Here is a 13728-nt window from a genome sequence, read left to right as displayed (position 1 = left end):
TACCTCGGAGCATTCATGACCATTTCAACCCCTTCATGGGATAAGAACAGATTTAAACTAAAGGATACTCAAGTATCCATGAAAGCAGTCGTGACACTAGCAAACGGCGGTTATGAAATGCTCAGCTACCAAGATGTCGCTATCCCGACGCCAAATGACGATGAAGTCTTAGTTCAAGTACTTGCAGCGGGCGTTAATAATACTGAAATCAATACCCGCCTTGGTTGGTACTCTTCAAAAGTTACCGAAGGCACAGAAGCACTCGGTAGTAATGACGCCGAACAAGAAAACGCAGCAAGTGAGTCAGATGGTGGGTGGAACGAAGAAACGCCCTTTCCGTTTGTTCAAGGCACCGACTGCTGCGGTCGAATTGTTTCGGTTGGAGCAAACATCGATGCTAACCGAATTAATGAGCGAGTACTTATCCGTTGCAGTATTAGAAACGAAGGCTGGAATTCGCCAGAAAATATTTGGATGGCTTCTGACTTTGACGGTGCTTTTGCTCAGTTTGTAAAAATTGCTGCATCAGAAGTCTTTGCTGTTGAAAGTGACTGGACAGATGCAGAGCTGGGTACGATTCCTTGTGCATACGGTACTGCTGAAAACATGATTCACCGTGCAGATGTCAGCGCGGGTGACACGGTACTAGTCGCTGGTGCTTCAGGTGGTGTTGGCTCAGCCGTCGTTCAACTCGCTAAACGTCGTGGTGCTATCGTGACGGCTATTGTTGGTGCTAATAAAGTTGAAGAAGCCGCTATTCTAGGGGCTGATCGTATCGTGACACGTGGTACTGACCTTGTTGAAGCGCTTGGCGAAAAGTCGATGGACGTTGTCATTGATAATGTCGCAGGTGAAACATTTGGCCAAATGACACAAGTATTAAAGCGTGGTGGTCGTTATGCGTCATCTGGTGCTATCGCAGGGCCAATCGTTAGCCTAGACATGCGCAACTTATACCTAAAAGACCTGACACTTATTGGATGCACAGGTTGGGACGAGCCTATTTTTCCAAACCTGATTAGCTATATCGAGCGGGGTGAAATCAAACCGCTACTGGCTAAAACTTTCCCGTTACAAGATATCGCTCAAGCACAGCAAGAGTTCACAGAGAAAAAGCACGTGGGCAAATTTGTACTTATTCCACCCGCGCTCACTGATGAGCAAAAAACACTATTCGAGCTATCAGACGACTAAGTATGCCCCCTACCAGAAAATTAGAAAAAGCCTCTTCCATTTGGCAGAGGCTTTACAGCATTAAAGCCGACGACCCACAATTAAACGAGGAAACTTGGTCAACAGTTCAACCCTGCAAAACATATCGCATGTTTGGTAAAGACGTTTTCATTACACAGCCTAGCTCATCTTTTTGGGTGTATTTATTGGGCGTAATGACAACAATATTGGGTGTGTATTTTATAGTTGATGACCAGCAGCAAAGCTCGCGTATGCTCTGGGGTATTTCACTGATACTTTGGGGTGTTGGCGCACTTATCGCAGGTACTAGCTACCAAGCCTTTGGCTACCAACTCAAGTGTAAAGGTAGACCTAGAGCGGTTTGGACTAGTTGGTGGGAAGTCGTTTATCTCGTCTTTCAGCAAGTCAGCGTCAACGTAATGTTTGTAGCAGTCGCCTACTCTTGCTTAGAATCGTTTGGCCAATCACTATCTATTATCATCGCCACCGTCGTTAGTATCGGTTACACCCTAATGATCTGTTGGGGCGCATTTAAGCCCGTAAAGTCACTGATCACTTTTGAGCTAATGGTGCACTTCTGCACGCCTTTTATTGTGTTTTGTATTGGCTTAAATGCGTGGCGTTATTGGGAGTTTGGCAACCCACTCGACCTGGCCTTGCTTGGTACTTGGTTTGGTTTGATCTTGACCATGTGGCTATTTGAAAAGTACGCTGCATTAGACCTAACCAATAAGCTCTGGAAGGAAGGTAAATGGTTCTCAGAGAATGATGTGCTGCACGTAGCACTCGTTATTTGGGTGATTTATATCGCTATCGTACTGGAACCTTTGGTAATAGACTTACCAACTAATACGCTTTAAGCCTTAATTTCACATCAATAAAAAAGCCCCGTTGATTGCTAATACGATGATCGCAGACCTTTCGCGCAAAGCGCGTCGGCGTAGAACATTGTATTAGCAACCAGCAGGGCTGGATGCTAACTACCAAAGTTAAAACTAACTAGTGTATTCATCGTCCAACTTCAAAGTACTCAACGTATACTTACGAACACGATGCAACAACGCTGCATCCTTGTCCAAGCGCTCACCATAAGAAGGAATCATTTCCTTCAAACGACCAGCCCAATCATTCTCAGCGAACTCTTTAGCAAAGCTTTTCTCGATCACACCAACCATTGTCTGAACAGAAGTAGATGCACCCGGTGAAGCTCCAAGCAACGCAACAAGACTACCGTCAGCAGAAGAAACAACCTCTGTACCGAACTCTAGCTTACCGCCCTTATTCTCATCTTTCTTAATGATCTGAACACGTTGTCCAGCAATAGAGAGTTCCCAATCTTCAGCTTTAGCATTCTTATAAAACAGTTGAAGCGTGTCCAAACGATCATCAAATGACTGCTTAACTTCTTTAATCAAATAACGCGTCAAGTCCATATTATCTCTAGCAACCGACAACATCGGCACGAGATTATTAGGCTTAACTGACTTAATAAGGTCAAACATAGAGCCAGTCTTCAAAAACTTAGTCGTGAAGCCAGCAAATGGTCCAAACAACAACGCCTTCTTACCACCGATAATACGCGTATCAAGGTGAGGAACGGACATCGGCGGCGCACCAATAGAGGCTTTACCGTAAACTTTTGAGTCATGCTGTTCAACGATTTCAGGCTTGTGACAAACCAACCATTGACCACTAACTGGGAAACCACCGTAACCATTTGCTTCCGGTATTCCAGCCATCTGTAGTAGTGGTAATGCGCCACCGCCGCCACCTAGAAATACAAACTTAGCACGAACAATTTTTTGAATATCAGTCAGAGTGTGACGTAAGTGAACTTGCCAATCGCCCTCTTCACGCTGATGCATATCAACAACGGTGTGATTGAGCATAAGATCAAAGTTATCTTTGGTCTCTAAATCAGAAATGATATGGCGAGCGACTTGACCGAAGTCAACGTCTGTCCCGTAACGAATACGGGTTGCCGCAACCTTTTGAGTCGGGTCACGGTCTTCCATGATTAAAGGCATCCACTCAGCTAAAACCGCAGGGTCTTCTGAGTATTCCATGTCTTTAAATAGGTGATGTGTGTGCATCGCTTCATAGCGTTTACGCAAGAAGTCGACATTACCCTCACCCCAAACAAAACTAACGTGGGGAGCGGTATTAATAAATAGGTTTGGTTCTGGTAGGACTTCCTTGTTAACAAGGTAAGACCAGAATTGTAGGCTTACTTCAAAAGCAGGATTAATGGTTTCAGGCTTACCTGTATCCATACTGCCATCCGCTTTTAGTGAAGTGTAGTTCAACTCACAATAAGCTGCATGTCCTGTACCGGCATTATTCCAACCGCTGGTACTTTCTTGAGCTGGTTTGTCCAGCTTTTCAACCATTAACATGCTTAAATTAGGATCAAGCTGATTAAGTAAAGCACCAAGGGTACTACTCATTGCACCTGCACCAACTAATAATACGTCAACATTTTTTTCTATCATGGTCGATTATCACCGGAAGTTACTAAAGAAATTCTGCTGTAACAAAACAGAAACATCATCCTACCTAATAAACTAGGTAGGATGATAAGTTTTTTAAATCATGATGTTTAAGTTTCTAATCAACCAAGACCTAATGCTGTAACAATTATCTTCTCTTGAGCAATAACGTGAGCTTTATGACTTCCTTCAGCAGGAGCCGCCATAGAAGCACGAGTTACTGGCACTAGCTTAGCGTCTTCGCCTAGTACTTCACGAATAGCAGGCTGGATGCTCAACCAAGCGCCTTGATTGAACGGCTCTTCTTGAACCCAGATATGCTTTTCGATATTAGGGTACTTAGCCAAGATTTTATCAAGATCAATCGCAGGGAAAGGATAAAGCTGCTCAACACGAACGATTGCAACGTGCTCAAGTGCTTCTGAGTTACGACGATCAAGTAGCTCGTAGTAAATCTTACCACTACATAAGATAACGTCAGTTACCTTATTAACGTCCATGTCATTCACTTCATCAATCACGTTTTGGAAACCGTGCTCAGTGAAATCAGCCATTTCGTTAACAGCAGCTGGGTGACGTAACAAGCTCTTAGGCGTCATTACGATCAATGGCGTGCGGTAGTCACGACAGATTTGACGACGTAACATATGGAAGATCTGTGCAGGTGTGCTTGGTACACAAACTTGCATATTTTCCTGTGCACATAACTGCATGAAACGTTCAAGACGAGCAGATGAATGCTCAGGCCCCATACCTTCATAACCATGTGGCAGCAACATAACTAATCCACAGTGTAGTGCCCATTTCTGGTGTGCTGAACTGATGAACTGATCAATTACCATCTGTGCGCCGTTAGCGAAGTCACCAAATTGTGCTTCCCAGATAACTAGCTTGTCTGCTTCTGTTGCTGCATAACCGTACTCAAATGCTAGTACCGCTTCCTCAGACAATAGAGAGTCAATGATTGCGAACGACTTGGGATCGTTATCAATGTGCTCAAGTGGAATGTGTAACTTACCTGTATCTTGCTCATGAAATACTGCGTGGCGATGGAAGAATGTTCCACGACCAACGTCTTCTCCAGAGATACGGATTGGGTTGCCACCATCTAGAATAGAGGCATAAGCAAGGTTTTCACCGAAGCCCCAATCTGCAGGTGCTTCTAGGTTGGCCATTTGCTCGCGCTTCTTAACAACCGCTTTTACACGTGCATTAAGACGGAAGCCTTCTGGTGCTGTTGTCAGTGCCATACCTAGACGCTTATAAGCTTCTTCGGTAATGGTTGTGTCAACCTCGTCATCCCAAGAAGTGCCGCCGAAACGTGCCCAATTAATTGGGAAATCTTGCTGATGCTGACCTTCAGGAATCAGATGAGGTACTGTTGAAGCACCATCTTCCAATGCCTTACGGTAGTCAGCGATGTAACCCGCAACGTCTTCTTTAGTCACAACGCCTGCTTTGATCAAACGCTCTGCATAAAGTGATTGTGCTGTAGCGCGTGCTTTAATTTTCTTGTACATCAACGGCTGTGTTGCTGATGGCTCATCAGCTTCATTGTGTCCGTGACGACGGTAGCAAACTAGATCGATAAAGACGTCTTTACGGAACTTCGCACGATAGTCAACCGCCATACGAGTCACATTGATAACAGCTTCTGGATCATCCGCATTTACGTGAAACACTGGTGAGCCGATCATCTTAGCGATGTCAGTACAGTACTCAGTAGAACGCGCATCAGCGATTGCACTTGTTGTGAAACCAACTTGGTTATTAACAACAATGTGGATAGTACCGTGTGTGTGGTAACCACGCGTGTCAGACATGTTCAGCATTTCCATGTTAACACCCTGACCTGCTAGTGCAGCGTCACCGTGAATAACAATTGGCATTACTGAGCGACGCGCATCTTCAGGATCACGACGGTCTTGACGAGCACGAGATGCCCCGATAACAACAGGACCAACAATCTCAAGGTGAGATGGGTTAAATGCCATTGCAAGGTGAACTGGGCCACCTTTAGTTTGCATATCTGATGAGTAACCCATGTGATATTTAACATCACCTGATCGACCACCGTTATCAACACTACCGGCGAACTCGTTGAACAACATCGCTGGTGATTTACCCATGATGTTAATCAATACATTTAGACGACCACGGTGAGCCATTCCGATAACGATTTCTCGCATCCCTTGACTACCAGTGTGCTGAATTAGCTCATCTAGCATTGGAACTAAGCTATCACCACCTTCAAGTGAGAAACGCTTCTGACCTACGTATTTAGAACCTAGGTAACGCTCAAGACCTTCCGCAGCAACAAGCTGTTTTAATAGGTACTTACGACGCTCTGTATCAAATGTAGATGTCGTGTAGTTACGTGCTAACTCACCCTGAATCCAACGCTTCTCTTCAGTGTTAGAGATATACATATACTGCGCACCAGTCGTGTCGCAATAAATACCTTCTAATCTAGCAACGATATCTTTAAGCTTTAGATCATCAACGCCAGCCAAAGATCCCGTGTTAAACACTGTTTCTAAGTCAGATTTAGATAGTGAGTGGTACGCAAGTGTAAGCTCCGGAACATTAACCACTTCGCCTTCCGCTAGCGGGTTAGTTTTCGCTTTCATGTGACCAAGGAAACGATATGAGTTAATTAGCTGTAGAACTTTTACTTGCTTCTCACGGTGAGCATCATCACCGCTGACTGTTGCTGCTTGTAGCTTCATACCTAAGTTACGGAACTGGTCACGTACAACTGAGTGGTGAGCTTCGCTACCATTAGATTCACTGTCTACTGGTAACTCGTCGAAGTATCGACGCCAGTTGTCTGTGACAGAAGAAGGATCTTCCAAATATGATTCGTACATTGACTCAAGGTAAACGGCACTACTACCGTCAAGCATTGAATCCTTTCGCATTTTCTCAAACGTCGTTTGTTGTGTGGTCGCCATGATAATATTTTTGCCTAAAATAAGTGCAATCAAAACAATAATATACGTCGTTTCTTTGACGCTAGATGCAATCAGACCTGCATGATCAACGCCACTAACTGGGTATATTAGAGTTCCCTAATTTTCACATTACTGCTAAAGAGTCTATGTAACACACGCTTATCAACCCTTTGATACATTCCATAAATGCTCTATGGAATTGGTGTCGTATGATAGCACTTTCTAAAATATTAGACAGTGCTTTCCCCTCCTGAAAGACTGACTCTATGAGCCCTATAGTCACTCATACAAGGCTGACTACTATTTTTTAAATACTAGCTATTACTTTTTCGGCAAAATCCGGCCATCGTAAATATTTTGGAAGCGGTTTGTTTTGTCATAAGGAAATACATCGCCAATAACGCCAGCGCGAATCCTTTCTTGAACTGCTCGCCAATAATCAACATCAAGCAAGTCTTTATGATGCTTCATAAAAAGCTCTTTACGCTCGACTCGTGATGATACAAACAGCAAAAACTCTTCTGGGAACACGTCTTTTTCATCAACCGAATACCAAGGCTCCGATGCCATCATTTGCTGCATATTCTCAGGTGCAGGTATTTTTCTAAAGTTACAATCCTCCATAAGTTCAATCTCATCATAGTCATAAAAGATCACACGGCAGTTAGTGGTGACACCGAAGTTCTTTAATAACAAGTCGCCCGGAAAAATATTGGCTTCAGCTAGTTCCTTTATAGCATTCCCGTATTCCACAAATGCGCCTTCCAACTTGTCTCCCCTCACCTCGTCAACATATAGATTTAATGGCTCCAATCGACGCTCTATATATAGGTGTCGAATAATCAGCATGTCACCTTCAATTTTAATACTGGATGGGATGCGCTGTTTTAAGCTTTCGAGTAGGTCTTCAGAGAATCGATTAAGTGGTAGTGCTACGTGAGAAAACTCTAACGTATCCGCAAGTCTCCCAACGCGATCATGCATTTTTACCAGCTGGTATTTTTCTTTTACCAAATGAGTCGTTACACGCTTTGGTGGTGCAAAGCGGTCATTAATAACTTTGAATACAAAGGGATACGATGGAAGCGTAAATACAGTCATCACCATTCCGAGCGTGCCTTTGGATGTCACCAACTGATCAGTTGAATGACGTAAATGTGCCAGGAAGTCACGATAAAACTCGGTTTTACCTTGTTTCTGTAACCCTATAGAGGTGTATAGATCTGCCGCTGTTTTATGAGGCAGCATTTGATGAAGGAAATTTACCACTGCAGAAGGTACTTCGGTATCTGCCATAAAGTAGGCACGCGCAAAGCTAAATAAGTTGGTGATGTCTTTACTCTCAGATAGTAATGCATCCGCATACACTTCACCATTTTCATCATGTAACAAAGGAATAACAAAAGGATGAAAGTGAGCCCCGTTAAGCACTCGCCCTACAATATAAGCCGCTTTATTACGATAAAACAAAGGTGTTAAGACTTGGATTTGGTAAGAGTCAGTGTACTTACGGGTAGTCTTCAATATGTACTGGAGCTGGTCTGTTAGGTACGACACATCGCGATCAAAATTGGCGAAGTTCAAGCCCACATCACACTGACGCAGTACTTCTTGAAGACATTCAGTGAGATTGATCTTCATTGGGTAATAGCTTTTGTAAGCGGGGTTACTGCCCGTTAAATAGGCAGTAGAGAGTGCAGGCCTTACAAATAGATTGTCATTATTATAATAGCGATGGGCAAATGATCGGGTAAAGACAGAGTTGTAGAATGTCTCTGCTAGCTCTGGCTGTCTGTGTTCATATAATAAAGTAACATAAACCCGCTTTACGTTTCGCCAAAGCTCTTTATCAACATTACTTAAGTCAAATTGCTCACTAATTTGATCGCAGGCCTCATCTACTCGCTTTTGATATAACGTTATACGTTGCCTAGATGCTACCCGGTCGGCTTCCCAGTCCTGTAAAACAAAACGCTGTTTGGCTCCCCGAGTGATATCTAAAAAAATACTGTAGTGTCTATCGAACATATTTAGCACTGTTTCAGCAATTGTTTCAAAATCTACAGATGATCGCATATCCAAAACCTACCTCCCGACATTACAAAATGTATCCCAAACTGAGCCTTCTACAACGTATCAAAACTACCACACAATGAGAGCCTGTGATAATCTTCGGCGGTTGGTTAGCTAACAATCATAGTAACAATTGAAGTAGTTTATAGGCTGTCTTAATATAATCATCAGTGTGCTTGATACACACTATTGGTTATCACAGTATGTCTAAAACTCTTGCCTGCGTATAATCGTGCCGTTCTTAAAATACAGCACACCGCATTGATCGTTACCTACTTGCATTGCAACTAGCTTAGGACACACCCTTCACATATCAGGAGCACATATTTAAATGAGTGTTGAGATTAAAACTCCACAACTACCTGAATCGGTAGCAGACGCATTGGTTGTAACTTGGTTCAAAAAAGCAGGTGACACTGTTGAACAAGACGAGCCTATCGTTGAAATCGAAACAGATAAAGTTGTACTAGAAGTTCCGGCCCCAGCAAGTGGCGTTATCGAGTCAATTATTGAAGATGTAGACTCAACGGTCATTAGCGAACAGTTACTAGGTACGATCACTGAAGGCGCAGTTTCTGCTGCTCCAACTGAAGAAGCTGCTCCAGCCGCTGCTGCTCCTGCAGTAGAAGCATCTGCACCAGCTGCTGCAGGTGGACAAACTAGTCCTGCAGTACGCAAAGCTTTAGACGAGAAAGGTGTTTCTGCATCTGACGTTACAGGCTCTGGCAAGAACGGACGTATTCTTAAAGAAGACGTCGCGGCTGCTGGCAAGAAAGCTGCTCCTGAAGCAGTTATTCCTACAGGCGAGCGTGTAGAAGAGCGTGTTCCAATGACGCGTCTACGTAAGCGTATTGCTGAGCGTCTACTAGAAGCGACTCAAACGACTGCTATGTTGACTACGTTCAACGAAATAAACATGCAGCCTTTGATGGAAATGCGTTCTAAGTATAAAGAGCAGTTTGAAAAAGAGCACGATGCTCGTTTGGGCTTCATGTCTTTATTCGTTAAAGCGGCAAGTATCGCACTACAGCGTTTCCCAGAAGTTAATGCTTCTATCGACGGTGATGACATCGTTTATCACAGCTACTGTGATATCGGAATCGCGGTATCGGCTCCACGTGGTCTAGTTGTTCCTGTGTTACGTAACACAGAAAAAATGAGCATGGCTGACGTTGAGTCAACTATCGTGAACTACGCGATGAAAGCTAAAGCGAACAAGCTAGAAATGGACGACCTAACGGGTGGAACATTTACTATCACTAACGGCGGAACATTCGGTTCACTACTATCTACACCTATCTTGAACCCGCCTCAGAGTGCGATTCTTGGTATGCATAACATCGTTAAGCGTGTAATGGTTGAGAACGACGAGATGGTTATCCGTCCAATGATGTACGTTGCTCTTTCTTATGACCACAGAATCATTGATGGTAAAGGCGCTGTATTGTTCCTTCGCACAATCAAAGAATTGGTTGAAGACCCACACCGCATTCTACTAGAGATCTAGGAGTAACTATGTCTACTAACTATGATGTAATCGTAATCGGTGGTGGTCCTGGCGGCTACGTTGCTGCAATTCGTGCGGCTCAACTAGGCTTGAAAACAGCGTGTGTTGAGAAGTGGATTGGTAAAGAAGGTACTCCTGCACTAGGTGGAACTTGCCTAAACGTGGGTTGTATTCCTTCTAAAGCACTGCTTGAAAGCTCTGAGAAATACGAAGAAGCTTCTTCTCACCTAGGTACTCACGGTATCAGTACGGGTGATGTGAGCATCGACGTTGCTAAAATGATTGGTCGTAAAGATCAAATCGTTGCTGGCATGACAGGTGGTATCGCTCAGTTATTCAAAGCGAACAAGATCGATTGGCTACAAGGCCACGGTAAGTTGTTAGCAGAGCGTCAGGTTAGCGTTGCTGGCCATGACGGTGTTGAAACAACGTACCAAGCTAAGAATGTGATTATTGCAACTGGCTCTACGCCAATCAATATCCCTTCTGCTCCGTTAACAGATGAGCTTATTGTTGACAACGAAGGTGCTCTAAACTGGGAAACTACTCCGAAGCGTCTAGGCGTTATCGGTGCTGGTGTAATCGGTTTGGAAATGGGTAGCGTATGGCGTCGTTTAGGTGCTGAAGTTGTTGTTCTTGAAGCGATGGATACATTCCTTGGCGGCGTAGATCAGCAAATTGCTAAGCACTCATTGAAAGAGTTCAAAAAGCAAGGTCTTGATATTAAGACTGGCGCTCGCTTAAACAACACAGTTGTTGGTGAGAACGAACTAACGCTTGAATACAGCGATAAAGATGGCGATCAGACAGTGACTGTGGATCGTTTGATTGTTGCAGTTGGTCGTCGCGCGAACACAATAGACATTGCAGATGAGTCAGTTGGCTTAGCACTGGATGACCGTGGACGTGTAGACGTTAATGACAAGCTAGAAACAAATATCCCAGGCGTTTACGCTATCGGTGATGTGGTGCGTGGCCCAATGCTTGCACACAAAGCTGAAGAAGAAGGCGTTATCGTTGCTGAGTGTATTGCTGGTCAAAATAGCACTATGCACTACGACGCAATTCCTTGGGTTATTTATACTGACCCTGAGATCGCTTGGGTTGGTAAAACTGAAGAACAGCTTAAAGAAGAAGGTATTGCTTATAAGTCTGGTAGCTTCTCATTTGCTATCAATGGCCGCGCTCAGGCTATGGACAAAGCAAACGGCTTGGTTAAGATCCTTGCGGATGAAACAACTGACCGTATCTTAGGTATGCACTTTGTAGGCCCGATGGCTTCTGAGTTGGTTGGACAAGGCGTTATTGCCATGGAAAGCCAAAACACTGCTGAAGATCTTGCTCGTACAGTGTTTGCTCACCCTTCTCTATCTGAATGCATCCATGAAGCAGCTTTTTCTGTTGATGGACGCGCTATTCACGGCGTTAATCGCCGTAAGAAATAACAGGATCCCCCCTAAAGGAAACTCGAATGAATTTACACGAATATCAAGCTAAAGCGTTGTTCCGTGAGTACGGCATACCAACTCCTACTGGCTATATCGGCACGACTCCTGCTGAAGTTAAAGCAGCTGCTGAAAAAGTTAGTACGGCAAAGAAAGTTGTTAAAGCTCAGGTTCATGCTGGTGGCCGCGGTAAAGCAGGTGGCGTTAAGCTATTTGACACAGCTGATGAAGCTGCTGCGTTCGCTGAAAGCTTGCTAGGCACAAACCTTGTAACATTCCAAACGGATGCTAAAGGTCAGCCAATCAACACTATCTATGTTGAAGAGACTAGTGAAATCGCTCGTGAATTGTACTTAAGTGCTGTTCTTGATCGTGCTTCACGTCGTATCGTTATCATGGCGTCTACTGAAGGTGGAATGGATATTGAAGAAGTTGCAGAAGCAACTCCTGAGAAGATCCTAACTGCTGAAGTTGATCCTATTGCTGGCGTTATGCCTTACCAGTGTCGCGATATCGCGTTCCAACTTGGTCTTGAAGGCGCACAAATTAAGCAATTCACTAAGATCCTAATGGGTCTTGCTAAATTGTTTAAAGAGAAAGATCTAGCAATGGTTGAAGTTAACCCATTAGTAGTGACTACTGACGGCGACCTACTTTGTCTTGATGGCAAGATCGGCGTTGATGGAAGTGCTCTTTACCGCCACCCTGAACTAGTTGCTCTACGTGATACCTCTCAAGAAGATGCTCGTGAAGCTCGCGCTGAAGAGTGGGAACTTAACTATGTTGCACTAGATGGCAACATCGGTTGCATGGTTAACGGTGCCGGTCTTGCGATGGCTACTATGGACATAATCAAGCTACAAGGTGGTGAGCCAGCTAACTTCCTAGACGTGGGTGGTACTGCTACTGCTGAGCGTGTTGCTGAAGCCCTTAAGATCATCCTTTCTGACGAAAAAGTTGACGGTATTCTTGTGAATATCTTTGGTGGAATCGTTCGTTGTGACTTGATCGCTGAAGGTGTTATCGCAGCTGTTAAAGAAGTAAATATCAAAGTTCCTTTGGTTGTACGTCTTCAAGGTAACCGTGCTGAAGAAGGTGCTGCTTTACTAGAAGCTAGTGGCCTTGACCTAATCAGTAAGAATGATCTAACAGAAGCTGCAGATGCGATTGTTGCTGCGGTAGGAGAAAAGTAATGAGTGTTTTAGTTAATAAAGATACTAAAGTTATCTGCCAGGGTTTCACTGGTAAGCAAGGTACTTTCCACTCACAGCAAGCTATCGACTACGGTACGCAGATGGTTGGTGGTGTTACTCCTGGTAAAGGCGGTTCAACTCATCTAGACCTTCCAGTATTCAACACAGCGCGTGAAGCTGTAGAAGCTACTGGCGCTAACGCAAGTGTTATCTATGTACCGGCTCCTTTCTGTAAGGATTCAATCATCGAAGCTGCTGAGTCTGGCGTTGAGTTGGTTGTATGTATTACTGAAGGTATCCCTGCACTAGACATGCTTGATGCTAAGTATATTGCTGACAGCCTAGGCGTACGCCTAATCGGTCCTAACTGCCCAGGTATCATTACTCCTGACCAGTGCAAAATCGGTATCATGCCTGGTGCTATGCACATGGCTGGTAAAGTAGGTGTTGTTTCTCGCTCTGGTACATTGACGTATGAGTGTGTTAAGCAAACTTCTGATCTTGGTTTCGGCCAGAGTACATGTATCGGAATCGGTGGCGACCCTATCCCGGGCACAAACTTCATCGACGCACTAACGTTATTTGAAGCTGATCCACAGACTGAAGCTATCCTTATGGTTGGCGAGATCGGTGGTTCTGCTGAAGAAGAAGCAGCTGAGTTCATCAAGAGCAACATTACTAAGCCTGTTATTGCTTACATCGCAGGTGTTACTGCTCCTGCTGGTAAGCGTATGGGTCACGCTGGCGCGATCATTGCTGGCGGTAAAGGTACTGCTGATGACAAGTTTGCGGCGTTGGAAGCGGCGGGTGTTTACACAGTTCGTTCTCCAGCACAGCTAGGCCAAGGCGTGAAGATCCACACTGGCTGGTAAG

At 44.4% G+C, this 13728-nt stretch carries 9 protein-coding genes; 6 read left to right on the top strand and 3 right to left on the bottom strand.

Features of this window, described 5'->3' with window-relative positions; all coding sequences use genetic code 11:
- Positions 1 to 15 precede the first annotated feature (15 nt).
- Complete coding sequence (locus DKT75_RS17800; protein WP_109825300.1) at positions 16 to 1194, top strand: alcohol dehydrogenase family protein; 1179 nt, start codon at positions 16 to 18, stop codon at positions 1192 to 1194.
- A gap of 2 nt (positions 1195 to 1196) precedes the next feature.
- On the top strand, positions 1197 to 2054 hold the full coding sequence (locus DKT75_RS17795) for a hypothetical protein (RefSeq protein ID WP_109825298.1): 858 nt from the start codon (positions 1197 to 1199) through the stop codon (positions 2052 to 2054).
- Between the two features lie 135 nt (positions 2055 to 2189).
- On the opposite strand, the gene mqo is transcribed toward DKT75_RS17795, so the two are convergent.
- From mqo to aceK, 3 genes are all read right to left on the bottom strand, one after another.
- Entirely contained in the window at positions 2190 to 3686 is a 1497-nt protein-coding gene (gene mqo, locus DKT75_RS17790) for a malate dehydrogenase (quinone) (RefSeq protein ID WP_109825296.1), read from the bottom strand.
- A 119-nt stretch (positions 3687 to 3805) separates the two neighbouring features.
- Complete coding sequence (locus tag DKT75_RS17785; RefSeq protein WP_109825294.1) at positions 3806 to 6637, bottom strand: 2-oxoglutarate dehydrogenase E1 component; 2832 nt, start codon at positions 6635 to 6637, stop codon at positions 3806 to 3808.
- 321 nt (positions 6638 to 6958) lie between these two features.
- On the bottom strand, positions 6959 to 8713 hold the full coding sequence (gene aceK / locus DKT75_RS17780; RefSeq protein ID WP_109825292.1) for a bifunctional isocitrate dehydrogenase kinase/phosphatase: 1755 nt from the start codon (positions 8711 to 8713) through the stop codon (positions 6959 to 6961).
- Positions 8714 to 9041: 328 nt separating this feature from the next.
- On the opposite strand from aceK, the gene odhB reads away from it, so the two are divergent.
- Genes odhB through sucD form a run of 4 tightly spaced genes read left to right on the top strand, consistent with a single transcriptional unit; the run spans position 9042 to position 13727 of the window.
- Positions 9042 to 10217: a 2-oxoglutarate dehydrogenase complex dihydrolipoyllysine-residue succinyltransferase gene (gene odhB / locus DKT75_RS17775; RefSeq protein WP_109825290.1), complete on the top strand. Its 1176-nt coding sequence runs from the start codon at positions 9042 to 9044 to the stop codon at positions 10215 to 10217.
- Between the two features lie 8 nt (positions 10218 to 10225).
- Entirely contained in the window at positions 10226 to 11662 is a 1437-nt protein-coding gene (gene lpdA, locus DKT75_RS17770; RefSeq protein WP_109825288.1) for a dihydrolipoyl dehydrogenase, read from the top strand.
- Positions 11659 to 12855, top strand: a complete 1197-nt coding sequence (gene sucC / locus DKT75_RS17765) for an ADP-forming succinate--CoA ligase subunit beta (protein WP_281271440.1) — start codon at positions 11659 to 11661, stop codon at positions 12853 to 12855. The genes lpdA and sucC overlap by 4 nt, the downstream gene beginning before the upstream one ends.
- Positions 12855 to 13727, top strand: a complete 873-nt coding sequence (gene sucD, locus DKT75_RS17760) for a succinate--CoA ligase subunit alpha (protein ID WP_109825284.1) — start codon at positions 12855 to 12857, stop codon at positions 13725 to 13727. Before sucC ends, sucD begins: the two co-directional genes overlap by 1 nt.
- Position 13728: the final 1 nt, after the last annotated feature.

Source organism: Leucothrix arctica, from assembly GCF_003172895.1.
Taxonomy (GTDB): Bacteria; Pseudomonadota; Gammaproteobacteria; order Thiotrichales; family Thiotrichaceae; genus Leucothrix; species Leucothrix arctica.
The sequence above is the reverse complement of the archived record's forward strand: the minus strand, read 5'-3'. Positions and strand labels throughout refer to the sequence as shown.